Origin of the sequence: Nocardioides sp., from assembly GCF_044226765.1 — a bacterium.
In the GTDB taxonomy this organism is placed as follows: domain Bacteria; phylum Actinomycetota; class Actinomycetes; order Propionibacteriales; family Nocardioidaceae; genus Nocardioides.
In genome coordinates, this window is the sequence record NZ_JBGAGJ010000004.1 from 104,653 (window position 1) to 128,514 (window position 23,862).

Here is a 23,862-nt window from a genome sequence, read left to right on the forward strand (position 1 = left end):
CCCCGCCCACACCTCCAGGGCTTTCCGCCGACTGGAGGTAGCCATGACATCCGCACCACCCCTCGACCTGCCCCGCACGCTCTGCGCCGACCTGGCGGCCGCGACACCGGGATCGACCGTCCGGCTCCAGGGCTGGGTGCACCGACGCCGGCAGCTCTCGACCGTGACGTTCCTGGTGCTGCGCGACCGCAGCGGCCTCGCCCAGGTCGTCGTCCGCAGCGGTGGCGTCCCGCCCGAGGAGACGACCGTCGAGGTCGTCGGCACGGCGACCGCGAACGCCCAGGCACCCGGCGGCCTCGAGGTCACCGACCCGGTGATCACGCCGCTCACGGAGCCCGCCGCGACGCCGCCGGTGGAGCTGTGGCGACCGACGGTCACCGCCGCCCTGCCCACCTTGCTCGACCACGCGCCGGTGACCTGGCGACACCCGGCGCAACGCGCCCGCTGGGAGCTCGCGGCCGCGTCCGTGCGCGGCTTCCGCGCCACCCTGGACGCCGCCGGATTCACCGAGGTGCAGACGCCCAAGTTCGTCGAGTCGGCCACGGAGTCGGGCGCGAACGTCTTCGCGGTCGACTACTTCGGGCGGCCGGCGTACCTCGCCCAGAGCCCGCAGTTCTACAAGCAGCAGCTGGTCGGCGTCTTCGAGCGCGTCTACGAGGTCGGCCCGGTCTTCCGCGCCGAGCCGCACGACACGGTGCGGCACCTGGCGGAGTACGTCTCCCTCGACGTCGAGCTCGGCTTCGTCCGCGACCACCGCGACGTGCTCAGAGTGCTGCGCGACGTCGTCGCCGGGATGGTCGCCGGGATCCACGAGCACGCCGCCGACGCCGTCGAGCGGTCCGGCGCCGAGGTCCCCCGGGTCCCCGACGAGATCCCCGTCGTGCACTTCCGCGACGCGCTCGCCATGGTGGGTGCGCCCGACGACGAGCCCGACCTCGCCCCCGAGCACGAGCGCGCGCTCGGCGCCTGGGCGCTGGCGGAGCACGGCAGCGACTTCGTCGCGGTGGAGGGCTACCCGATGGCCAAGCGGCCGTTCTACACCCACCCGTGGTCGCGCGAGGGTGCCGAGGACCCCCGCTGGTCCAACAGCTTCGACCTGCTGTTCCGCGGGCTGGAGCTGGTGACCGGCGGGCAGCGGCTGCACACGCCGTCGTCGTACGACGCCGCGATCCGCGCGCGGGGCGAGGACCCGGCGGCGTACGCGGCCTACCTGCAGGCGTTCCGGCACGGCATGCCGCCGCACGGCGGGTTCGCCATCGGCCTCGAGCGGTGGACGGCCCGGCTCGCAGGGGTCGCCAACATCCGCGAGGTGACGCTCTTCCCGCGCGACCTCCACAGGCTCACGCCGTGAGCCTGGACCTCGAGGAGGAGGGCGACCGCCTGCTGGCGTTCGCACGCGCCTCCGTGCACCCCGACGGCGGCTTCGGGTGGCTCTCCGAGGACGGGACGCTGGACGCGGGTCGGCCGGTCGAGCTGTGGATCACCTGCCGGATGACCCACGTCTTCGCCCTGGCGCACCTGCTGGGGCGGCCGTGGGCGGCGGAGCTGGTCGACCACGGCGTCGCCGCCCTCGCCGGCCGGTTCCGCGACCCGGTGCACGGCGGCTGGTACGCCGCGGTCGGCCCGGACGGCCCGGTGACCCGGGGCAAGACGGCGTACGAGCACGCCTTCGTGCTGCTCGCCGCCTCCTCGGCCGCGGCTGCGGGCCGACCGGGCGCCGACGCGCTGCTCGCCGAGGCGCTCGCCGTCGTCGACGAGCACTTCTGGGACGACGGCGCCGGGATGGTCGTCGAGGAGTGGGACGAGTCGTGGACCGTGCTCGACGGCTACCGCGGGGTCAACGCCAGCATGCACATGGTCGAGGCGCTGCTCGCGGCCGGGGACTCCGGTCGCGCCGAGCGGGTCGTCACCCGGGTCGTGCACGGCTTCGCGCGGTCGAACGGCTGGCGGATCCCCGAGCACTTCGACGACTCCTGGACGCCGCTGCCCGACTACCACCGCGACGAGCCGGCCCACCCGTTCCGCCCGTACGGCGCGACGGTCGGCCACTGGTTCGAGTGGGCGCGACTGACCCTGTCGCTGCGGGCCGCGCTCGGCGACGCGGCACCGGGGTGGATGCTCGACGACGCCGTCGCGCTCTTCGACACGGGCGTGCGCGAGGGCTGGGCCGTCGACGGGGCCGAGGGCTTCGTCTACACCGTCGACTGGGACGGTGCCCCCGTGGTGCGGCAACGCATGCACTGGGTCGTCTGCGAGGCGCTGGCCGCGGCCGCCACGCTGCGTGCCGTGACCGGTGACCAGATGTACGCGATCTGCGAGGCCCAGTGGTGGTCGTACGCCGACCGCTGCCTCGTCGACCGCGACGGCGGCTCCTGGTACCACGAGCTGGACCCGGCCAACCGCCCGGCCGCCGGGACCTGGTCCGGCAAGCCGGACGTCTACCACGCCTTCCAGGCCACGCTCGCCCCCCGGCTGCCCGCCTGGCCGCCGTTCGCCCGGGCGTTGGCGGACTCCGCCGGGAAACCTGGATGAATCCCCGGCTGACCGGGGATTCATCCACTTCCCACGGTCAGCAGGCGGGGCGGAACGACGGGTCGGCGGGACCGGGGCGCTCGAGGGCGTTCAGCGTCCACTGGATCGCCGTGCGACTCATCGGGATGAGCACGTGCTCGGCGGGGTCGGCGGGGCAGGAGTCCTGGATCGTCACGTTCGTGGTGCGCGGGCCGGGGGCGAGGTAGGCCGAGGTGTAGGGCACCACGACCTCGTCGTAGCGCGTGGTGACCTGGGTGTAGCTGACCCGGCCCGGCGTCTCGTCGCCACGGTTGAGCCGGGTGAGGAACGGCGAGCCCGCGGCCTGCTGGCGGCACGCCGGGCAGAGGCCGTCGAGGAGCGCGCCGGTCAGCGGTTTGGCCGGGTCGCCGACCACGGTGGTGCCGTGGTTGGACGGCGAGAGACCGACCAGGTCGTCGACGTACCGCGCACCGCCGAGGAACTTGATGTAGTAGCGCGGCATCATCCCGCCCTGCGAGTGGCCGACCATCGAGACCTTCGCCGCGCCGGTGGCGCCGAGCACCCGGGTGACGAAGCGCTTCAGCTGGCGCGCCGAGCTCCGGACGTCACCGGTGCCGCGGTTGCCGTAGTCGACGGAGAACACGCAGAAGCCCTCCCCGACCATCGCGGCCGACAGGTCGTCGAGGAGGCTCTTGCGGTCGCCGAAGGTGCCGTGCACGATCACCACCGGCTCCGGGCGGTCCGCGCTGGGCCGGCAGGACCAGTCGTTGGCGCCGGTCGGGTCACCGAACGGGTTCGTCGGCAGGGGCACGCCGTCGGCGTCCGCCGGGGCGGCGGCACCGAGCACGGTGAGCAGCAACAACGACGACAGCAGGACGGACAGGGCTCCCAGGACTCGGCGCATGTCCGGCCCAACGATCCGTCGTGACGACGGTCACGCTCGGCCAGGGGGACGGGCCCTAGGTGCAGATCACCGTGTCCGACGGGATGTAGGAGGTGTGCATCTTCTCGGTGCGGGCGACCTCGTCGGAGCCGTGCCTGCGGAAGGTGCGCGTGACGTCGACGTCGAACCCGGCGTAGCCGGTGTTGGGATAGCAGTCCGGGGTGGAGAGCCGGCGGGTCGCGGGCGGCCGGAAGTTGTAGCGGTCCGAGGTCGTCGTGGAGATGTCCCAGTACTTCGTCGACCACATCGACACCGTCACGACGCCCTGGCTGGTGGTCGTGCTCGGCTGCACGGTCGCGTGCACCAGGACGCCGTACGGCGTGTCGTTGCGGAACCGCAGGTCGACCGAGCCCCAGGCGACCGTCGCCTCGCGGCCGACCGGGTAGCGGTCGATGTAGAACGAGTGGGGCTTGTGCTCGACGTCCTCCAGCCCGGCGAAGAACATGGCGTTGAAGAGCGTCGTCGCCATCTGGGAGACGCCGCCGCCGAGGTCCTCCTTGAAGATCCCGTCGCTGATGATGAAGCCGGTGGTGAAGCCGTTCTCACGGGTGCGCTCGCCGACCGTGTCGTTGAGCGAGAAGGTCTCCCCCGGCTCGAGCACCGTGCCGTCGACCAGCTCCGCTGCGCGGCCGATGTTGATGTTGCGGTACTCCGCGTACGGGTAGTAGGTGGTGAACGACGAGACCCGCTCTCGGATCCGGAGGTCGCGCGCGTCCTGGGTGCTGAACGCCGGCTCCGCCACGGTGGCGTCGACCGCCATCCTCCGGTCGTCGTCGCGCGTGACCAGCTCGAGGAAGGCGTCGCTGACGTCGTCGGGCTCGTAGCTGACCCCCGGTTTGGCCGGCACGACCCTCGGCTTCCCGTCCACCAGCCGCACGGTCGCGTCGACGGGCTCACCCTCGCTCACGCCGCCGGCCACCAGCCGCTGGAGCATCCGCGCGTCGAGCGCGGGCACCAGTTCGCCGTCCCGCGCCACCATCGACAGCGCCCGGCCGAACTGGGCCGGCCGCAGCTGCACGGGCGAGTCACCGAAGACCAGCGTCACCGGGCCGGTCATCGCCGGGTTCGCGAAGTCGTCGACGGCCTCCTGGACGTCGTCCTCGTCGATCTCGGGCTCCACCGTCGTGGTCGTGAGCTCGACGTGGGTCGCGCCGTCGGCCAGGTACGCCGCCAGCAGCGCCGTCCGCGCCGCCTCGGGGTCGAAGCCCTGGCCCGGTCGCGGGTCGGTCACCACGACCCGGCCGTCCTCGAACGCGACGCCGCCGTCGACCGCCGGGGTGCCGGTCCGGTCGGCGAGGGAGTCGAGCACGGCGTCGAACGCCGGCTCGTCGACCTCGACCACCGGGGCCACCTCCTCGCCACCGGTCCAGTAGTCCCACAGCCGGCCCGGGCGCCAGCTGCGCTCGCCGCCGGCGGCCGCGACCGTGGCGGCGCGGTCGACGGAGAGCCCGGCCTCGACCGGCGAGACCTCGACCTCGTCGCCGTCGAGGGTGACCAGCACCGGTCGGTCCAGCCGGGCGGCGAGACCCGACCGCAGGGCCCGGTCGGCCTCCTCGGGCGCCATGCCCCCGATCGAGACCCCCGCCACGGTGGTGCCGCGCGGGACCCGGTCGCCGGCGAGCAGGTAGAGCGTCCCGTAGGCGGCCGCGCCCAGCAGCACCAGCCCCGCGAGCATGAGCAGGACGACCTTGCCGCCCTCGCTGCTGTCGTCCGTCATGCCCCGCCCCTCACGGCTGTCACGATCCGTCCCCTCCTGCGGAGATCGTAGGTCGCGGCAGGGTGGCGATCGCGACGACGAGCAGGACCAGGCCGAGCACCAGCACGGCGTACCCCTGCGCGTCCTGGCTGATCACGTAGTCGCCCTCGGCTCGAGGGAACGTCAGCCAGCCGACGACGAGCACCCACCCCGCGACGAACGCCAGCCGGCTCCACCAGCCCGGGGGCAGGGCGAAGGTCGTCAGCACGGTCGCCGCCGCGGCCAGCGCCAGGCCCCACCACAGGTCGTGGAGCGCGACGGTCGCGACGGCCGTGACCGCACCGACGAGCAGCAGCCCGGCTGCCGCGAGCACGCGCACGACCGGTCCGGTCAGAGGCCGGCGAACAGGTCGGTCTCGAGGCCGTCCTCGTTCAGCTCGCCGCGCTCGCCCTTGGCGATCCGGAAGAACTCCATGCCCCACGCCACGTCGCCCTGGTTGTTCGACAGCGCGAAGAACGGGCCGTCCAGCGAGATCTGGGTCGCGTGGGCCCGCATCGCGGCCATCTTGCGGTCGACGTAGTCGGTCGCGTCGACCACGGCCGCCAGGTCGGAGTCCGGCGTCACGAAGTGCGGCAGCGGGCCGTCGGGGTCCATGCCCTCGAAGGACGTGGTGTCCCCCGCCTCGCGCAGCGCCCGCAGCCCGGCACGCATCCGGCTCTCCGACATCGCGCCCCAGTAGATCTTCGCGACGTCCCAGGCCTCCCCCAGGTCCTTGCGGTACGACGGCACGGCGGCCAGCGAGGCGGCGTACGTCGCTACCCGGTGTGCCTGGATGTGGTCGGGGTGGCCGTAGCCGCCGAACTGGTCGTAGGTCACCAGCACCTGCGGCCGGACCTCCCGGATGATCGCGACCAGGTGGTTCGCCGCCTCGGTGAGGTCGGCGTGCCAGAAGGCGTTCTCGTGGATGTCGTCCGCGGCCACCGCATGGCCGTCCTCGTGCCACTGCATCCCGCTGTCGCGGTAGGTGCCGAAGCCGCCGAGGTAGCGGTGGTCGGAGACCCCGAGCTCCTTCATCGCGGCCGCCAGCTCGGTGCGCCGGTGCTCGCCGAGGCCGTCCTCCTTGTCGGCGGCCAGGTGCTCGAGCTCGGGCACCAGGATCTCGCCCATCTCGCCACCGGTGCAGGTGACCAGCGTAACCGAGCGGCCCTCGGCGACGTACTTCGCCATCGTCGCGCCCTGCCCGATCGTCTCGTCGTCGGGGTGGGCGTGCACGAGGAGGAGGCGCTGGTCAGCCGTCATGGTGTCGATCCTAGGGAGGAGGTGGGACGTCGCAGCGGCAACAACCGCCACGGCCAGCTTCTTCCTCGCCGAGCTACCTGTCGCGGGTCCGCCGCGGCGCGGCGGGCAGGTCCAGGGGAGCCCGGGGCGGGGGCGCGTCGTCGTCGGCGTCCAGCCAGCCGTCGCGCTCGTCCACGAGCAGCTCCAGGACGACGGCCGGGGCATCGGTCACGACCGCCCAGGGGTGGTCCTCGTCGTCGTCCTCGCCGGCGAGCCGCTCCCGCTCGACCCGGGCGTCGTAGCCGTCGGCGACCAGCCGGGCGACGACCGCCCGGGCGTCGTCCTCGTCGAAGAAGATGCCGCGCACCCGGCCATCGTCGCAGGCGGTCACGCCAGCGGCAGGTGGGAAAGGAACGGCCGGTCCGGCTCGAGCCAGTCGACCGTCCCGAGCTCGTCGACACCCAGCCAGCGGACCAGGTCGTGCTCGTGCGGCCGCGGCTCGCCGTCGACCAGCTCCACCAGCGCGACGGTGAGGACGTGCCGGTCACCGATGGCGACCTCCCCGGGGAGCCAGCCGACCACCACGACGGTGCACCCGAGCTCCTCGGCGACCTCCCGGACCAGGGCCTCCTCCGGTGTCTCACCGGGCTCGACCTTGCCACCGGGCAGCTCCCACCGGCCGGCGGCGTCGGCCGGCGAGGTGCGCCGCGCGGCGAGCACCCGCCCGTCCCGGACGATCGCTGCTCCCACGACGGCCACCACGGCCGCGACGCTACCGGTCAGCGCTCCCGTTCGGCGCTACCGTTCGGCGCTACCGTTCGCGGGGTGCACCTGACCCCGACGCCGGAGCTCGCCGCCGAGGTCGACGCGCTGGCGACGCGGTACGGCGGCAGGGTCGGGCTGGACGCGGTCGCGGGCGACCTCGACCGCCGGCTGCGGCGCACCGTCGCCCCCTGCCGCACGCCGCACCGGGCCTGGACCTGGGACCGCGCCGACCGGCGCGACCGGCGCTGGTGGCCGCAGGGAGTGTCGGTCGAGGGCAGGCACGCCGTGGTGTCCTGGTACAGCGACACGGGCTCCCGCGTCTCGCTGCTGGACCTCCCGGCGCGGCGCTACCAGCACGTGGAGCTCGTGCGACCGACCGCGGACGGCCACGAACCGCTGCGGGTGCACGCCGGCGGCCTCGGCTGGCACGGCCACCGGCTCTTCGTGGCGGCCACCCGGGCCGGCGTCTGGGTGTGCGACACCCGGGACGTCGTCCGTGGCCCGGACGGCTACGTGCTGCCCGTGCGGCTGCTGCTCGAGCCCTCCGAGCCGTTCCGGTTCTCGTTCGTCGCCCACGTCGGCGAGGAGCTGGTCGTCGGCGAGTACGACAACGCCGGTGGCACCCGGCGGCTCGGTCGGGTCGCCGCCGAGGGAGGCCCGGTCGACGTCCTGGACGGCGGTGTGCGGCGAGCCCAGGGCGCCGTCCGCGTGGGCGAGCGGTGGTACGTGACCGCCTCCCACGGACCCCGCCGGCCGGGCTCGGTGTGGAGCGGGCCCGCCGGCCGGCTGCGCGAGCATCGGTGGGCGGTGCCGATGGGCCCGGAGGACCTGGCGTACGACGCCGAGCGCGACCTGCTGTGGACCGTGACCGAGCACCCCCGCCGACGCTGGGTGGTCGCCGTCCGCCGGTCGCGGCTCGGCTGACGCGGCCCGCCTACACCGGTCGGGGCTGGCGTGCGAGCTGGCGGCTCTGCGCGACCAGCCGGCCCGCGGAGTCCCAGACCTCGCAGTCCTCCTCGAACATGCCACCCGCCATGTTGCGGGTCGCGTGCCGAACCTTGAGCCAGCCCGGGGCGGGCTTCGCGCGCACGTGCGCGGTCAGCTCCAGCGTGGGCGCCCAGCCCATCATGCCGAGGTCGAAGGTCACCGGGGGCAGGGCGTCCACGACCATGAGCAGGGCCACCGGGTCGGGCTCGCGGCCGTCGACGAGCCGGAACCAGGCGCTGAGCTCACCGGCGCCGCTGGGCTGCCCGACCGCCCAGCCGACGTGGTCGGGGTGGAACCGCATGTCGAAGCGGTCCATCAGGGGCGCGATCGCACGCACCTCCGGTGGCGCCATCGAGTTGGGGACGCAGTCGTCGGGCGGCGGCATGTCGGGCTCCTGCGCCGTGGTGCGCACGTCGTCGCCGAGCCGGTCCAGGTCGCCGTACGTCGCGAGCGCGGTGATCCGGGTGTCCTGGCCCTGCCGCAGGTCGGCGGCCGCCGTCGCCACGCTGCCGCCCTCGCGACGCACGCGGACGTCGACCGTGGCGGGACCGGGCGCCGACGCGGAGAGGTAGTAGGCGGACACGGCGATCGGGTCCGGCTTGTCCGCGAACGTGTGGCGCAGCGCGTTGCCGATGACGGCTAGGAGGTAGCCGCCGTTGACACCTCCGCCGACCAGCCAGCCCTCCGAGAGGTCCGCGCTCCACTGCGAACCGCCCTCGCCGTCCGGTGCGCGGGTGACCGCGATCTGCCCATCGAACTCGTACGCCACGATCCGACCCTAGAGTGGCCGCCATGACGGAACGCCACCCGCGGTGGGTCTACGACGCCGGCGAGGAGCCCGACCCGAGGTTCTCCCTCGCGAACGAGCGCACCTTCCTCGCCTGGGTGCGCACCGCCATGGCGATGCTGGCGGGCGGGGTCGCACTCCACGCGCTCGGGCTGCCGGACACGGCGTGGGTGCGCAGCACGCTGGCGGTCATGCTGGTCGTCTTCGGCGGCGTGATCACCGTGATGGCGCTGATCCGGTGGGCGCGCGTCGAGCGCGCGATGCGGACGCACCAGCCGCTGCCCCACTTCCGTCTCGGCTACCTGCTCACGATCGCCGTCGTCATCGGGGCCGCGGTGCTCGCCCTGGCCTTCGCCTGACCTGTCTTCGGCCTGTCTTCGGCCCGTCTTCGGCCCGCCGTCAGCCCCGTCCGACCGCGAGCGCCTGCGCGGCCCGGGCCAGGTCGTCCACCCCGCGCGCGAGCTCGTCGGGGCGGTCGGTGGCCAGGTCGAGGTGGAAGCCGTAGAGCGCGGAGTCGACCAGGGTGACGACCCGCGCAGCCCGCCGGGCCGGAGCACCGCTGCGCACCAGGAAGTCACGCAGGGCCACCGACCAGCGCTCGTTGCTGGCCCGGGCCTCGCTCAGGTAGGGCTCGCTGCCGAGCAGTCCCGTGGCCGCCGCCTGCACGTAGACGTCCAGGCAGCTGTCGAGGGGCTGCTCGCCGTACGCGACCCACAGCCGGTTGACGGCCGAGCGCACCGTGGGTGCGGCGGGCAGCGCGTCGATGCACGCGACCGCGCGGTCGGTGGCGTGGGCCACGACGGCCGAGACGAGCCCGTCGCGGCTGCCGAAGTGGTAGATCAGCATCCGGTCGCTCGTGCCGACGGCGGCCGCGAGGGGTCGCAGGGTCAGCCCGATCAGGCCCTGCTCGAGGACGTGGTCGGTCACCTGGTCCAGCAGCACATCGCGACGACTCACTCCCTCAGCGTAGCGACTGCTACAGTTGTAGCAACTGCTACAGGAGGAGAAGGACGTGCTCGCCGGAGTGTTGCTGATGGTCGCGATCGCCGTGGAGGTGGTGGCGACGGCACTGCTGCCGAAGGCCGACGGCTTCACGAACGCGCTCTGGAGCGCCGTGGTGCTGAGCGGGTACGCCGTCGCCATCTGGCTGCTCACCGTCGTGGTGCGCACGATGCCCGTGTCCGTGGCCTACGCGATCTGGTCGGGCGTGGGCACCGCCCTCGTCGCGGTGGTCGGCTACCTGTTCCTCGGTGAGCAGCTCGGCTGGGTCAAGATCGTGTCGTTGAGCATGATCGTCGCCGGCGTCGTGGGCCTGAACCTGGTCGGGACCGCCCACTGACGGCCCCGGACGAGGTCAGACGGCCGCGGCGGCCGCCCGGCCCGCGGTGCGCCCCGAGAAGAGGCAACCGCCGAGGAAGGTCCCCTCGAGGGCGTTGTAGCCCATCATCCCGCCACCCCCGAAGCCGTTGACCTCGCCGGCGGCGTAGAGCCCGGGGAACGGCTCCCCGGCGGACGTCAGACACCTGCCCTGCAGGTCGGTCTCGAGGCCACCGAGGGTCTTGCGCGTGAGGACGTGGAGCTTCACCGCGATCAGGGGGCCGGCCTTGGGATCGAGCAGCTTGTGGGGGGTGGCGACCCGGATCAGCCGGTCCCCCCGGTAGGCGCGGGCGCCCCGGATCGCGGTGACCTGGGCGTCCTTGCTGTAGGGGTTGTCGATCTCCCGGTCCCGCTGCTCGACGAGGTCGCGCAGCTCGGCCTCGACGATGAGACCGTCACCGATCTCGTTCATGCCCCGCACCAGCTCGGCCAGCGTGTCCGCGACGACGAAGTCCTCGCCGTGCTGCTTGAACGCCTCGATCGGACCGGGCGCCCCCGGCTTGATCCGCGAGAGGAGCAGCCGGACGTCCTTGCCCGTGAGGTCGGGGTTCTGCTCGGAGCCGGAGAGCGCGAACTCCTTCTCGATGATCTTCTGGGTGAGCACGAACCACGAGTAGTCGTAGCCGGTCCGGCGCAGGTGCTGGAGGGTGCCGAGCGTGTCGAACCCCGGGAAGTACGGCGCGGGCAGTCGGGCCCCGGTCGCGTCCAGCCAGAGCGAGGACGGGCCCGGCAGGATGCGGATCCCGTGGTTGTCCCAGATCGGATCCCAGTTGCGCAGCCCCTCGACGTAGTGCCACATCCGGTCGGGGTTGATGACCCGGGCACCCGCGGCCTCGGTGATGCCGAGCATCCGGCCGTCGACGTGCGCCGGCACGCCCGCGACCATGGTGCGCGGCGGCGTGCCGAGCCGCTTCGGCCAGGTCCTGCGGACCAGGTCGTGGTTGCCGCCGATGCCGCCGCTGGTGACGACCACCGCCTGCGCGCGCAGCTCGAACTCGCCGACCTCGACCCGGCTGCTCGCCTTGCCCCGCTCCACCGCGCTGGGCTCGAGCACGGCACCGCGGACCCCGACCACGGCGCCGCCCTCGACGAGGAGCCCGTCGACCCGGTGCCGGAACGCCAGCCGCAGTCGGCCGGAGGCCGCGTGCTCACGCACCCGGCGCTCGAACGGCGCGACCACGCCGGGGCCGGTGCCCCAGGTGATGTGGAAGCGCGGCACCGAGTTGCCGTGCCCGTCGGCGCGGCCGTCGCCACGCTCGGCCCACCCGACGACGGGGAACAGCCGGTGACCCATCTGGCGCAGCCAGGACCGCTTCTCACCGGCCGCGAAGTCGACGTACGCCTCGGCCCAGCGGCGTGGCCACCGGTCCTCCTCCCGGTCGAACTGGGCGCTGCCCAGCCAGTCCTGCATCGCCAGCTCGTGGGAGTCCTTGACGCCCATCCGGCGCTGCTCGGGGCTGTCGACGAGGAACAGCCCACCGAGGCTCCAGAAGGCCTGCCCGCCGAGCGACTGCTCCGGCTCCTGGTCGAGCAGCACCACCCGCCTGCCGGCGTCGGCGACCTCCGCCGCCGCTGCGAGCCCGGCGAGACCTGCTCCGACGACGATCACATCAGCGTCCACGGACCGGATCCTCGCACGCGGCTACCGGCCGGTACCCGCCCGACCGGTCACCGGGACCGCCGTCAGTCGACCCGCGCGGTGTAGGGAAGCGAGAAGTCGCAGTCGGTGCGGCCGACGACGTGCGAGGACACCGTTCCCTTCGCCCGACCGTTGCGGAGGAACACCCCGGTGACCGTCGCCCGGGCGCCGACCACGCCGTCGTCACCGCTGTAGGCGATGCGCGCGGTGAAGGCGCCGTGGCGGATGGGCACGGGCTGGGAGGTCTGGTGCGGAGGGTCGCCACCGCTCCCGCAGCTCAGCGTCAGGGGGTAGGGCCCGACCCGGACCGCGGCGACCCGGGCTCCGCTCTTGGTGACGCGGAAGCTCACCGCGCCCTCCGTGGTCGGGGCCCCCGCCACGCGACCGTGGTAGACGGCTCCGGCGACCGGGCCGGCCGGCGCGACGGCGGCTGCCGGCACCAGCGACAGGGTCGAGAGCGCGAGGACCGCCAGACCGGCACCTGCGGCTCGAGAGGTTCGCACCATGATCGGCCACCTCCACGGGTGGCGCCGCGGGCGGGCACCGCCCCATCTCCCGTGCTACTGCCCGCGGCAGCGGACGCACAGTGCCGAACGTCCCCTCGTCCTCGGGCCGGACCTGCGACTCAGCGCAGGGCCGCGCGCTGGGACCTCACGATCGCGTCGAGCGCCGGCCGGGCACCGTGGCAGAAGTACGGGAAGCTCAAGAACCCGTGGGGCATCTGGTGGAAGTCCTCGACCCGGACGTGGTTGCCGGCGTCGGCGAGCGCCTGGGCGTAGCGCACCCCGCTGTCGTGCAGCGGGTCCATCCCGGCGAGCACGACGACCGCGGGCGGCAGGCCGGACAGGTCCGGGGCGTGCAGCGGCGAGAGGCGGAGGTCGGTGGGGTCGGCCCCCTCCGGGACGTAGTGGCCGTGGAAGACGGCCATGTCCTCGTTGGACAGCACGATCGGCCGGACGTTCCCGACGTACGACGGGTCGCGGTCCATCTCCTCGGTCATGTCGGTCACGGGGTAGACGAGCGCCTGGTGAGCGACCCGCGGGCCGCTGTCCCGCGCCAGGATCGACACCACGGCCGCGAGGTTGCCGCCCGCACTGTCGCCCATCACGCCGACCCGGGTCGGGTCGCCCCCGAGGTCCACGGCGTGGGCGGAGGTCCAGACCAGTGCGTCGTAGCAGTCCTCGACGCCCGCGGGGAACCGGTGCGTGGGTGCGAGCCGGTAGTCGACAGAGACCACGACGGCGTCGAGCTCCTTCGCGACGAGGCTGCAGGTCCAGTCCTGCTGCCGTGCGCTGCCGAGCACGAACCCGCCCCCGTGGTAGTTCACGACGACCGGACGCGGCGTCCGGGACCATGACTCCGGCGTGTAGACCCGGAGCGGCAGGTCCCCGTGGCGGGCGGGGAACGACGAGGTCCGCACGTCCACGCCGGGCGCCCGCCGGCCGAGGAAGAGGCTCGCGGGGGCACCGTCGGGGATGACGGTCGTCTGTGCCCGCTCGAGCTGCTCGGGCGTCATCCGGGCGACCGAGAACCCGGCGTTCGACCGCATCAGGAGGTCGAGCAGCCGCACGCCCGGTCGCAGCCGCCGGCGAGCGCCGTCCACCACCGTCCCCGGCTCCGTCACCGGGATCACCGGGCCCCTCATCGTGTCCGCCACCATGCCGGCGAAGTCTAGAAGGCCCCGCCGCGGCGCCCGGGCACTATCCTTCGGATACCTGACGCCTAAGGGGTCGCCGTGGAGCCCAGCCAGCGGTCCGTCGTGGTCTCGAGCCTGTGGGGCCTCGAGATCCTGATGGTGCTGCTCCACGTCGTTGAGCCGTTCGGCACCTTCGGCGACGCGACCTACCTGGTCGGCGTCCTCGCAGCGCCTGCGCTGGCGTGGTACGGGGCGGCGACGGCGCCGGCGCACCGGCGGCTGGTGCCGATGCTGATCGCCACCGGCCTGACCAGCAGCGCCCTCGGTGACCTGATCTGGCTGGCCTACTCCTGGGGCGGCGCAGAGCCCGCGGTCTCCGCGGCCGACGTCCCCTACCTGCTCAGCTACCTCGCACTGGGCGCGGCGGTCGTCATCGTGTCGACGCTCCGACGCGGGCGGACGACCTACGTCGACCCCGACGCCGTCATCGACGCGCTGACCGTCATCGTCGTCAGCCTGCTGCTCTTCTGGACGTTCTCGATCCAGGACATCGTGGCCGACCAGTCGGTGTCGATGGCCACCCGGGTCGTCTGGGCGACCTACCCGATCCTGGACGCCGTGCTGCTCGCGCTGGTGCTCCGTGCGATCACGGTGCGCAGCGAACGGGACGCCATCGGCGCCCCGTTCGCCGCGGGCGTCGCCTGCTGGCTGGTGTCGGACATCGGCTACCTCGTGTTCGAGGTCGCCGGCACGGTCTCGATGGTGCTCGACCTGGGGTGGATGGTCGGCGGGATGCTCATCGCGACGTCCACGCTGCGGCCCCAGCTGCCGCCCGCCGAGGACGAGACCGAGCGCTCCCTCGCCCACCCGATGCGCAAGCTCGGCATCGCGATCGGCCCCCTGCTGGTGCCACCGGTCCTGCTGCTGGCGAACGCGGTCCTCAGCCGCGACCCCAAGGCGGTCGCCGTGCTCGTCGGCATGTTCGCGCTGGTCGGGCTGACGTTCGCGCGGACCGCCCGGATGCTGCGCTCGGAGGCCCGGGCCCGGGAGGAGCTGGCCGCGGCCCGCGACGCCGCTCTCGAGGCGTCCCGTGCGAAGTCCGCGTTCCTCGCGACCATGAGCCACGAGATCCGGACGCCGATGAACGGCGTCATCGGCCTCACCGACCTGCTGCTGACCACGGAGCTCGACGACCGGCAACGGCAGTACGCCGACGGGGTGCGCAGCGCGGGTCGCTCCCTGCTCTCGATCATCAACGACATCCTGGACTTCTCGAAGGTCGAGGCGGGCTACCTCGACCTGGAGGAGATCGACTTCGACGTGGTGCAGCTGGTGGAGGAGGTGGCCGAGCTGGTCGCCGAGCCGGCCCGCGAGAAGGACCTCGAGCTGCTCGCGTACTGCTCCCCCGAGCTCCCGACGGCGCTGCGCGGCGATCCCGTCCGGCTGCGCCAGGTGCTGCTCAACCTGGCCGGCAACGCGGTCAAGTTCACCCACGAGGGCGAGGTCGTCGTCCGGGCCGGCCTGGAGGGCACAACGCCCGACGGCGTCCTGGTCCGCTTCGAGGTCACCGACACCGGCATCGGCGTGGACGAGGACCGGATCGCCGAGCTCTTCGAGGCCTTCTCCCAGGCCGACACCTCGACCACGCGGGAGTACGGCGGCACCGGCCTCGGCCTCGCGATCTGCCGCCAGCTGGTGTTGGCGATGGGGGGCGAGCTGGGCGCGACCGGCGCTCCGGGCCGCGGCAGCACGTTCTGGGCCACCGTGCCGCTGGGCCTGGCGGAGACGACCGAGACCGCCGCACCGGTGACGGCCGAGGGCCTCCACGGGCTGCGGGTGCTCGTGGTCGACGACAACACGACCAACCGGATGATCCTGCAGGACCAGCTCACCGCGTGGGGCCTGCAGGCCGACACCGCGAAGTCCGCGGCGAGCGCGCTCGAGCTGATGCGCATCGCGGTGCGGGACGGCCGTCGCTACGACCTCGGCGTCCTCGACCTCTGTATGCCCGGCATGGACGGTCTCGAGCTGGGCCGCCGGATCGCCGGTGACGCCGCCCTCCGGGGAACTCCGCTGGTGCTGCTGACCTCGGGGCCAGACGTGACGTCGGCGCAGGCAAGGGCGGCCGGGATCTCCGCAGCCATGACGAAGCCGGTCCTCCTCACCCGGCTCCGCGCCGTGCTGCAGGAGATGGTCGCCACGGCGGCACCGGCCGGCCCCAACGGGGTCGCCTCCCGCCCGGAGCAGCGCGGGAGGGTCCTGGTGGTCGAGGACGGCGAGATCAACCAGCTGGTCGCGACCGGGATCCTGGAGAGCCTGGGCTTCGAGGTCTCGACCGCCGACGACGGCTACGCCGCGCTGGACGAGCTCAGCCGCACGCCGTACGACGCCGTGCTGATGGACGTGCGGATGCCCAACCTCGACGGCTACGGGGCGACGGCCGAGATCCGCCGACGGGAGGGCACCGGCCGCCGCACGCCGATCATCGCGATGACCGCGAGCGCGATCGAGGGCGACCGGGAGCAGTGCCTGGCCGCCGGGATGGACGACTACATCTCCAAGCCGATCGACCGCACCACCGTCGACGAGGTGCTCGGGCGCTGGGTGGCGGCACCGTAGACCTCGGCGTCCGGTCCGGTCCACCCGGACCGGTTGGGCCGAAACCGCCATCACACACCCCCGATCGAGGCACCATGGGGACAGGAGGGACGCCTGATGTCCGGAAGTGTCCCGAAGTAGTGGTGCTGCGCTGGGGGGCGAGGTGTCGCGAACATGGCGGGTCGACCTCGTGCTGCTGCTGGCCCTGGCAGCGGCGGCCTCGGTCGCGGCCTACCTGTGGTTCCGTGACCTCGGCACGATCCTCGGCTACAAGGACGCCCTCTCGCACCTGTTGATCGGTCGCCGCATGGTCGTCGGCCAGCACCCCGGCTTCGGGCAGCTGGGCGGCATCTGGCTGCCCCTGCAGCACGTCCTGATCGCCGCGCTCGCCTGGGACAACACGCTCTACCTGTCCGGGCTGGCCGGCTCGGTGTTCTCGATGGTCGCCTACGTCTCGACCGTCCTGGCGCTCTACGCCGCGGTCCGGGTCGCGACCCGCGACCGGCTGGCCGGCTGGGCGGCGGCAGCTGTCTACGGCCTCAACGCGAACGCCCTCTACCTCCAGTCGACACCGATGGGCGAGACGCTGATGTACGCCGGGATCGCGGTCGCCGTGCTCACGACGCTGCTGTGGTACCGGACCGGCCGGCACCGCTACCTGATGCTCGCGGCGGTCACCTGCATGCTGCTGGTGCTGGTGCGCTACGAGGCCTGGGTGTTCTCGCTCGCCCTGCTCGTGGTCGTGGTCCACGTCTGCCTGGTGAAGCGGCACCCGTTCTTCAGCGGCGACTTCTCGGGACAGGCGTACGTGCTCGTGTTCACGGGCTACGCCGCGCTCGGCGTGATCCTCTGGCTGGTGTGGGACTGGGTCATCTTCGGCAACCCGCTGGCCTGGCTGACGGGGCAGTACACGAGCATCGACCAGACCCGCGACCTCCAGCTGAGCCAGGTCGACGACCTGCGGGTCTCGCTGCTGACCTACGGCTACGCGGTGCGCGACACGATCGGTCTGCCGCTGGTCGCGTGCGGGGTGGTGGGGATGGGGCTGATGGCGTGGCGGGAACGGGTATCCCCGGTCTTCACGACGTTCCTGGCCACGGCCGCGGCCGGTGCCTTCATCACCTACGGCCTCTACTCGGGCACCCAGCCGATGCGGGTGAGCGAGATCGACGGCGACCTCTACAACCTGCGCATGGCCGTGGTCATGCTGCTGCCGATCGCGCTGTTCACCGGGTACGCCGTCTCCGTGGTGCCGCGCCCCGAGGGCGGCCTCGGCAAGGCGCTGAGCCGGGTCCTCCAGGTGGCGGGTGCGGTGGCCGTCCTCGTGCTGGCGGGCGCCGGGCTGGCGGAGGCGTCGACGACGGACGGCCGCAGCGTCGTCACGAGCCTCGAGGCGTCCCAGGCCTACGCGGCGTACGACCAGGAGCGACGGGTCGGCGACTTCGTCGCCCAGCACACCACCGGCCGGGTGCTCATCGAGTCGTTCGCCAACGAGTGGGTGGTCTTCCCCAACCAGGAGCGGGTGATCTACGAGGGCAGTGACAAGACCTGGAAGGTCGCCCTGGTCGACCCCGTCGACCCACGGGCCGACATCGACGTGGTGGTGATGCGCACGACGCCGGGCAACACCGACGCCGTCGAGCAGAACCTCAACCACCGAGCGGTCCTGCGGCACAACTACCAGCGGGTCCTCCGGACGACCGACTTCGAGGTCTGGCAGCGCAAGGAGGGCACGCCGTGACGTTGCTCCGCAACCCGATCACCACCCTCCGGCACGTCAGCCGGCAGCCCCGGCACGCGGTCTACGTCCGCGAGACCGCCGAGGAGACGCTGACCCGCGCGCAGAAGATCGCCGCCGTCGTGCTCCTGGTGCTGCTGGCGGTCGGCCTCGTGGTCGACGCCCTGGTCGCGCTCCGGACGCTCGTCGCGCTGGGCCTGCTGTTCAGCGCGGCGTACCTCGCCTTCCGGACCGTGCTGGTGGTCGTCGCCGGCCGCTACCGCTACCCCGCACGGCTGCCGGTCCCCGACGAGGAGCTGCCGCGGTACACGACGCTGCACCCCATGTACGACGAGGCCAACATGATCCCCCTCGTCGTCGAGGCGATGGAGCGGCTCGACTACCCCAAGGACCGGCTGCAGTGCCTGCTCGTCCTCGAGGAGCGTGACGAGGCGACGGTGTCGGCGGCACGGGCCTACCCGCTGCCCGACTACTTCGAGATCGTCGAGGTGCCGACCGGCCGCCCGTACGGCAAGCCGAAGGCCTGCGACCACGCGCTCGAGCGGGCCACCGGTGAGTTCGTCGTGATCTACGACGCCGAGGACCACCCCGAGCCGCGACAGCTGCGCAAGGCCGTCGAGACGTTCCGCGCCGCCGAGGAGCGCAACGACCCGCTCGGCTGCGTCCAGGCGCGGCTGGTGTTCGCCAACCAGTCACCGCTCACGGGACCGCTCGGGGAGGTCATCCGCGACACCGACGGCTACGACGTGCGACCCAGCACCTGGTGCTCGCGCTTCCTCGGCAACGAGTACACCGTGCACTTCGAGCTCGTGCTGGCCGGCCTCTCCCACCTCGGACTGCCGGTGCCGCTCGGCGGCACGTCGAACCACTTCCCGACCAGCGTGCTGCTCGACGTGGCGTTCGACCCCGAGCTGATGCCCGAGCTCGACGGGCAGCGGATGCGCGCCGGCGCGTGGGACCCGTGGAACGTGACCGAGGACGCAGAGCTCGGTGGCGCGATCGCCGCCAACGGGTGGACGACCGCGCTGATCGACAGCTGGACCGACGAGGAGGCTGCCGTGACCCCGCGTGCGGCCCTCAACCAGCGCAGCCGTTGGCTCAAGGGATTCGCCCAGACCTCGCTGGTGCTGCTGCGTCACCCGCTGCGCAACGCGTGGGCGATGGGCCCGCTGCGGTTCACCGGCTACCTGATGCAGGTCGGCGGCACCTACCTGTCCCTCTTCCTGGCGCCGCTGACCTGGGCGCTGACCATCGCCTACGTCCTCACCCGGTCGCAGTACATCCGCGACATCTTCCCCGGCCCGCTCCTGTACGCCGCGGTGCTGATGTTCGTGGGCGGCAACCTCCTGCTGCTCTCGATCGGGATCGCCGCCGCCCTGCGCAGACGGGAGTTCGGCACGATCCGGTACCTGATGGTGCTGTTCATCCCCTGGGGCTTCCTGCTCTCGGCGGCGAGCTGGACGGCCACCCTGGAGCTGGTGTTCCCCCGCTGGCGACCGACGTGGAACAAGACGGCGCACGGCGTTCGCTACGCGACCCGCCGCCGCCGGGCCTGGCTCGCCTTCCAGCGGTGGCTCGGCGAGCGCGACCGCCGGGCGGCCCAGGCCACCCCGGTCGCTCCGCCCGCGCTCGCGACCGTCACCGGCCCGGCCGTCCCCGAGGACGACTGGCGGATCGAGGCCCGGGCCCGCGCGGAGGCGTCCCGACGAGCAGCAGCCGAGCGACGCCGCGCCGCGCACCCGGGCCGCTCCACCGTCCTGGAGCGCCGCGCGGCCGCGCGGGAGGCCTATCGGGTGCGTCGCGAGGTCGCGCGGGCCGCGCCGCAGTCCCGCGGCCCCTCCGACTTCGGGTCGGGCGTGCGCCACGACCTCGTCGGCGCCGCCAGCTGACCCCTCCCGGTGGTCGAGCCTGCCGAGACCCCCGCAACGGCCCGCGCGACGACCCGGGTCAGGCCTCGGGCAGCAGCGGCCAGGGTGCCGCCTCCTCGAGCTCGTAGGCGAGCTCGAGGAGTGTGGTCTCGCGGCCGGCTCCGGCCGAGAGCATCATCCCCTGGGGAAGACCCTGCGAGGTCGTCGCGAGCGGGAGGGACACCGCGGGGTCCCCGGTCGCGTTCTGCCACGGGGTGAAGGCCACCCACTCCAGGATCCGCTCCATGACGGTCTCGAAGTCGTTCATCGGGTCGAGGTGACCGACCAGCGGGGTGGGCTGCGCGAGCGTCGGGGTGAGCACCACGTCGTACCGCTGGTGGAAGCGGGCGGAGACCTTGGGCAGCCGACGGAGCCGGGCGATCGCCCCAGGGAGCCGCCGCAGCCGGGTGCGGCAGTGCCGCTCGAGCCCGAGGGTCAGGTTGTCCAGGCCGGTGCGGTCGAAGGTCGGGCTCAGCTGGCGTCGGCCGGTGCGCACGATCGCCATGGCGAGCATCGACCAGTAGAGGAGGAAGTCGTCGGGCACCGTGGCGGGTGCGGGGTGCTCGACCTGCTCGACGCGGTGGCCGAGCTCCTCCAGCAGGCCGGCGGTCTTCAGCGTGAGGTCGACGACCTCGGGCGCGGCGCTCCGGCCGATCCCACCGGTGTGCACGGCGACCCGCAGCCGGGTCCGGCCAGGCCGGGTCACGTCCCCGATCGGCGGCAGCGACAGGGCGCGGTAGACCCGCTCGGACTCGCGCAGGAACGCGGCGGTGTCACGGACAGAACGGGTGAGCACGCCGTCGGAGACGATCTTGACGGGCATCTGGCGGCTGAGCTTGTCCTGCGCCAGCCGGCCGCGCGTCGGCTTGAGCCCGACCAGCCCGTTGACGGCGGCCGGGATCCGGATCGAGCCGCCGCCGTCGTTCCCGTGCGCCAGCGGCACCGCCCCGGCGGCGACCAGGGCCGCCGTGCCGGCCGAGGAGGCGCCCGCCGTGTGGGCCGGGTTCCACGGGGAGCGGACCGGGCCGAGCCGCGGGTGCTCCGCGGAGGGGCTGAAGCCGAACTCCGAGAGCTGGGTCTTGCCGATCGGGAGCAGCCCGGTGGCCAGGAACATCCGGGCGAAGTCGCCGTCGGCGTCCGCCGGCCGGCCCCGGTAGGCGTCGCACCCCTGCTGGGTCGGCATCCCGGCGACCTCGACGTTGTCCTTGAGGAACGTCGGCACCCCCGCGAAGTAGCCACCGCGGGGCGCGCGGGCCTCGTCGCGGGCGCGGTCGTAGGCGACGTACGCCACCGCGTTGAGCTCCGGCTGGAGCCGCTCGGTGCGGGCGATCGCGGCGTCGACCACCTCGGGGATCGACACCTCGCCGGACTGGATGGCGTCGACCAGCGCGACGGCGTCGCGGCGGCCGAGGGCGTCGTCGCCGAAGGCGTGGACCCGGGTCTCTGCAGGAGGCACGAGGTGGAGGTTAACCCGTGCGAGGACGCTCACGCAGGGAGGTTCAGAAGGCGTCCGGGCCGAACCGGTAGTAGGCGAGCACGACGCACATCCCGACCAGGAACAGGTCACGCACGACGTCGGGCAGGAACTCGCGCCGACGCACGTGCACGACCACCGCGCCCACCATCAGGACGGCGAGGCACACCGCGGTCACCGGCGTCAGCACGCCCAGCCCGACCAGGGGTGGCAGCACCAGGCCGACCGCACCGAGCAGCTCGGCCCACCCGAGCGCACGCAGCTGGGGCTCGGAGAAGTCCTCGGCCCAGGTCAGGCCCGCCGCCACGATCTCCTCCCGGCTGCGGGTCAGCTTGAGCACGCCGGTCCCGAGGTAGATCGCGGCCAGGAAGCCGGCGAGGATCCACAGCCACACGTTCGCGCTCACGCGGCAGACCCTACTGAGTGGTGCCTGCGAGGTTCGCGGGACGGCCCCGGAACAGCACCACCCGATCACGGTCTCACCCGACCGACGCCCCCGGTCCACAGAGGTGGTCCAGCACTCCCCCGGAGCGGGTGATCCGGTTGGAGCCCGACGGTCCCAGGATCGGGCCATGGGACTGAGGGACAGGCGGGAGGAGCGCCGCGACGCACGGCGCGGGGTGACGACGTACCGGATGCGGGAGAAGCTCTTCGCGATCGGTGACGACTACTGGATCGAGGACAACGGTGGTCAACGGGTGCTCAAGGTCAACGGCAAGGCGCTGCGGGTCCGGGACACGCTGATCATCGAGGACCCGTCGGGGCGCGAGCTCTACAAGATCCAGGAGCGCAAGCTGCGGGTCCGCGACACGATGGAGATCGAGGACGCGAACGGCCACACCGTCGCGACCGTGAAGAAGGCGATGATCACGCCGCTGCGGGAGCGCTTCAAGGTCGAGCTCGCCGGCGGCGGCGAGATCGAGGTGCACGGCAACGTCGTCGACCACGAGTACGAGATGGAGCGCGGCGGCAGCAAGGTCGCCGAGGTCTCCAAGCGCTGGTTCCGCGTCGCCGACACGTACGGCGTCGAGGTCGCCGACGGGCAGGACCCGGTCCTCCCGCTCGCCATCACCGTCGTCGTCGACCAGATGTCGCGCGACGTCTGAGCCAGCCGTGCGGGGTCGGCGCTGGGGGGGTGGATGAATCCCCGGTCAGCCGGGGATTCATCCGGGGTTGTCAGGGGTTGCCTGACGTTGTCAGGGGTTGCAACGCCTGACAACGTCATGAACTCCCTGACCGGCCCCGCGGGCGGTCGGACGAGACGGCCGCCCGGTCAGCCGGCGAGCAGCCGCGCGTCGACGGCGGCGGGAGCCAGCACGTGGTCGAGCGCGAGCGCGCCGCAGCCGACGACGCCCGCGCGGTCGCCGTGGGTCGCGGGCAGGAACTGCAGGTCCCGCGTCGCCAGGGGGGCTGCCCTGCGGTAGACGCTCTCGCGCACCCCGGCGAGGTAGAAGTCGAACGCCGCCGCCATGTCGCCACCGATCACCACGGCGGCCGGGTTGAGCAGGTTGATGGCGACGGCGAGCACCTCGCCGAGCTCGCGCCCGCTGTCGCGCAGCAGGCCCCGGGCGACCGAGTCACCCTGCAGCGCCAGCGCCACCAGGTCGCGCACGTGCCCGACCGGCTGTCCGGCGGGCTCGGCCTCGGCGTTCATCCGCCCGACCAGGGCCCAGCCACCGGCGATCGTCTCCAGGCAGCCGGTCGCACCGCACCGGCAGGGCAGGTCGCCGGCCGCGTCGACGATGGTGTGCCCGATCTCGCCGGCCGCGCCGAGGTGGCCGCTGAGCACCCGCCCGCCGGCCACGATCCCGAGCCCCAGGCCCGTGGACGCCTTGACGACCAGGACGTCGTCCAGCGCGGCACCGGCCCCGCCGAGCAGCTCGGACCGCGCGAGGACGTCGGCGTCGTTCGCGACGAACAGCGAGGCGTCGGCGACCTCGGTGAAGTACGGCGCCAGCTCGACGCCGTCCCACCCGGACATCACCGGGGAGCCGATGCTGAGCCCCCGCTCGGGGTCGAGCGTCCCGGGCAGGCTGAGCCCGATGCCGAGCACCGGACGGCCCTCCCTCTCCGACGGCACCGGCAGGGCTTGGTCGAGCAGGGTCACCAGGCGCCGCGCCACGGCGGGCAGGAGGACGTCGGGACCGGTGCCGACCTCGTGGTCGCGGGAGTCGGCGGCGAGCTCCTGCCCGTCGAGGTCGAGGACCGCGAGCTGGCTGCGGGAGCGTCCGACGGCGACGGCGAGCACCACACCGGCGTCCTTGTTGAACACCAGGGCACCGGGCGGCCGGCCCCCGGTCGAGGCCAGCTCCTCGCCGATGAGCAGAAGACCCGCCGCGGTCAGCGAGCTGACCCGCGCGGTGACGGCGGTGCGGGACAGCCCGGTGAGCATCCGCAGCTGCGAGCGGGTCGCCGCCTGCCCGGTGCGCACCAGCTCCAGCAGCTCCCCCGCCGTCGCCGGGACCGCGGACTCGCGGGGCTCGACCACCTGCGTCATGCCCGGGAGCATAACCGCCCGTCACTTTG

23 protein-coding genes are annotated in these 23,862 nt (G+C 73.2%); 9 read left to right on the top strand and 14 right to left on the bottom strand.

All coding sequences use genetic code 11. The features are described from left to right. Positions 1-43 precede the first annotated feature (43 nt). Both aspS and ACILRH_RS10545 read left to right on the top strand, forming a co-directional pair. On the top strand, positions 44-1,351 hold the full coding sequence (gene aspS, locus ACILRH_RS10540; RefSeq protein WP_395693064.1) for an aspartate--tRNA(Asn) ligase: 1,308 nt from the start codon (positions 44-46) through the stop codon (positions 1,349-1,351). Then, positions 1,348-2,532, top strand: coding sequence for an AGE family epimerase/isomerase (locus ACILRH_RS10545; RefSeq protein ID WP_395693066.1), 1,185 nt, complete (start codon positions 1,348-1,350; stop codon positions 2,530-2,532). The genes aspS and ACILRH_RS10545 overlap by 4 nt, the downstream gene beginning before the upstream one ends. A gap of 37 nt (positions 2,533-2,569) precedes the next feature. Here ACILRH_RS10545 and ACILRH_RS10550 read toward each other — a convergent pair whose 3' ends face one another. The 6 genes from ACILRH_RS10550 to ACILRH_RS10575 form a co-directional block, all read right to left on the bottom strand. Next, positions 2,570-3,415 carry an esterase/lipase family protein gene (locus ACILRH_RS10550; RefSeq protein WP_395693068.1) on the bottom strand — a complete coding sequence of 282 codons (846 nt, stop codon included), beginning with the start codon at positions 3,413-3,415 and terminating at the stop codon, positions 2,570-2,572. A gap of 55 nt (positions 3,416-3,470) precedes the next feature. Next, positions 3,471-5,171 carry a VanW family protein gene (locus ACILRH_RS10555; protein WP_395693070.1) on the bottom strand — a complete coding sequence of 567 codons (1,701 nt, stop codon included), beginning with the start codon at positions 5,169-5,171 and terminating at the stop codon, positions 3,471-3,473. Between the two features lie 19 nt (positions 5,172-5,190). Next, entirely contained in the window at positions 5,191-5,529 is a 339-nt protein-coding gene (locus ACILRH_RS10560) for a DUF6113 family protein (protein WP_395693072.1), read from the bottom strand. Positions 5,530-5,540: 11 nt separating this feature from the next. Further along, on the bottom strand, positions 5,541-6,449 hold the full coding sequence (gene mshB, locus ACILRH_RS10565; protein WP_395693073.1) for an N-acetyl-1-D-myo-inositol-2-amino-2-deoxy-alpha-D-glucopyranoside deacetylase: 909 nt from the start codon (positions 6,447-6,449) through the stop codon (positions 5,541-5,543). Between the two features lie 73 nt (positions 6,450-6,522). Beyond that, entirely contained in the window at positions 6,523-6,795 is a 273-nt protein-coding gene (locus ACILRH_RS10570; RefSeq protein ID WP_395693075.1) for a hypothetical protein, read from the bottom strand. 20 nt (positions 6,796-6,815) lie between these two features. After that, the gene (locus tag ACILRH_RS10575) at positions 6,816-7,190 is read right to left on the bottom strand and encodes a (deoxy)nucleoside triphosphate pyrophosphohydrolase (RefSeq protein WP_395693076.1); all 375 of its coding nucleotides are present in this window, start codon (positions 7,188-7,190) and stop codon (positions 6,816-6,818) included. 63 nt (positions 7,191-7,253) lie between these two features. On the opposite strand from ACILRH_RS10575, the gene ACILRH_RS10580 reads away from it, so the two are divergent. After that, positions 7,254-8,117: a hypothetical protein gene (locus ACILRH_RS10580; protein WP_395693077.1), complete on the top strand. Its 864-nt coding sequence runs from the start codon at positions 7,254-7,256 to the stop codon at positions 8,115-8,117. Positions 8,118-8,127: 10 nt separating this feature from the next. On the opposite strand, the gene ACILRH_RS10585 is transcribed toward ACILRH_RS10580, so the two are convergent. Next, a complete protein-coding gene (locus ACILRH_RS10585; protein ID WP_395693078.1) occupies positions 8,128-8,949 on the bottom strand; it encodes a thioesterase family protein in 822 nt (273 codons plus the stop codon). Between the two features lie 23 nt (positions 8,950-8,972). On the opposite strand from ACILRH_RS10585, the gene ACILRH_RS10590 reads away from it, so the two are divergent. After that, entirely contained in the window at positions 8,973-9,326 is a 354-nt protein-coding gene (locus tag ACILRH_RS10590; protein WP_395693080.1) for a YidH family protein, read from the top strand. A gap of 40 nt (positions 9,327-9,366) precedes the next feature. On the opposite strand, the gene ACILRH_RS10595 is transcribed toward ACILRH_RS10590, so the two are convergent. After that, positions 9,367-9,924 (bottom strand): TetR/AcrR family transcriptional regulator, encoded by a 558-nt coding sequence (locus tag ACILRH_RS10595; protein ID WP_395693082.1) that lies wholly within the window; start codon positions 9,922-9,924, stop codon positions 9,367-9,369. 55 nt (positions 9,925-9,979) lie between these two features. On the opposite strand from ACILRH_RS10595, the gene ACILRH_RS10600 reads away from it, so the two are divergent. Then, positions 9,980-10,306, top strand: a complete 327-nt coding sequence (locus ACILRH_RS10600; protein WP_395693083.1) for a DMT family transporter — start codon at positions 9,980-9,982, stop codon at positions 10,304-10,306. A gap of 15 nt (positions 10,307-10,321) precedes the next feature. On the opposite strand, the gene ACILRH_RS10605 is transcribed toward ACILRH_RS10600, so the two are convergent. From ACILRH_RS10605 to ACILRH_RS10615, 3 genes are all read right to left on the bottom strand, one after another. Then, positions 10,322-11,965: an FAD-binding dehydrogenase gene (locus ACILRH_RS10605; protein ID WP_395693085.1), complete on the bottom strand. Its 1,644-nt coding sequence runs from the start codon at positions 11,963-11,965 to the stop codon at positions 10,322-10,324. A gap of 62 nt (positions 11,966-12,027) precedes the next feature. Then, a complete protein-coding gene (locus ACILRH_RS10610) occupies positions 12,028-12,489 on the bottom strand; it encodes a hypothetical protein (RefSeq protein WP_395693087.1) in 462 nt (153 codons plus the stop codon). Between the two features lie 119 nt (positions 12,490-12,608). Then, positions 12,609-13,616: an alpha/beta hydrolase gene (locus tag ACILRH_RS10615; protein WP_395693088.1), complete on the bottom strand. Its 1,008-nt coding sequence runs from the start codon at positions 13,614-13,616 to the stop codon at positions 12,609-12,611. A gap of 102 nt (positions 13,617-13,718) precedes the next feature. On the opposite strand from ACILRH_RS10615, the gene ACILRH_RS10620 reads away from it, so the two are divergent. From ACILRH_RS10620 to ACILRH_RS10630, 3 genes are all read left to right on the top strand, one after another. After that, the gene (locus ACILRH_RS10620) at positions 13,719-16,238 is read left to right on the top strand and encodes a response regulator (protein WP_395693090.1); all 2,520 of its coding nucleotides are present in this window, start codon (positions 13,719-13,721) and stop codon (positions 16,236-16,238) included. A gap of 142 nt (positions 16,239-16,380) precedes the next feature. Then, positions 16,381-17,958: a hypothetical protein gene (locus tag ACILRH_RS10625; protein WP_395693091.1), complete on the top strand. Its 1,578-nt coding sequence runs from the start codon at positions 16,381-16,383 to the stop codon at positions 17,956-17,958. Next, on the top strand, positions 17,955-19,844 hold the full coding sequence (locus ACILRH_RS10630) for a glycosyltransferase (protein ID WP_395693093.1): 1,890 nt from the start codon (positions 17,955-17,957) through the stop codon (positions 19,842-19,844). Before ACILRH_RS10625 ends, ACILRH_RS10630 begins: the two co-directional genes overlap by 4 nt. Before the next feature lie 58 nt (positions 19,845-19,902). On the opposite strand, the gene ACILRH_RS10635 is transcribed toward ACILRH_RS10630, so the two are convergent. Continuing rightward, entirely contained in the window at positions 19,903-21,318 is a 1,416-nt protein-coding gene (locus ACILRH_RS10635) for an amidase (protein WP_395693095.1), read from the bottom strand. A gap of 43 nt (positions 21,319-21,361) precedes the next feature. Further along, positions 21,362-21,742, bottom strand: a complete 381-nt coding sequence (locus tag ACILRH_RS10640) for a DoxX family protein (RefSeq protein WP_395693097.1) — start codon at positions 21,740-21,742, stop codon at positions 21,362-21,364. A 166-nt stretch (positions 21,743-21,908) separates the two neighbouring features. On the opposite strand from ACILRH_RS10640, the gene ACILRH_RS10645 reads away from it, so the two are divergent. Beyond that, positions 21,909-22,442, top strand: a complete 534-nt coding sequence (locus tag ACILRH_RS10645) for an LURP-one-related/scramblase family protein (RefSeq protein ID WP_395693099.1) — start codon at positions 21,909-21,911, stop codon at positions 22,440-22,442. A 167-nt stretch (positions 22,443-22,609) separates the two neighbouring features. Here the strand turns inward: ACILRH_RS10645 and ACILRH_RS10650 are convergent, their stop codons facing one another. Further along, complete coding sequence (locus ACILRH_RS10650; RefSeq protein WP_395693101.1) at positions 22,610-23,833, bottom strand: ROK family protein; 1,224 nt, start codon at positions 23,831-23,833, stop codon at positions 22,610-22,612. Positions 23,834-23,862 lie beyond the last annotated feature (29 nt).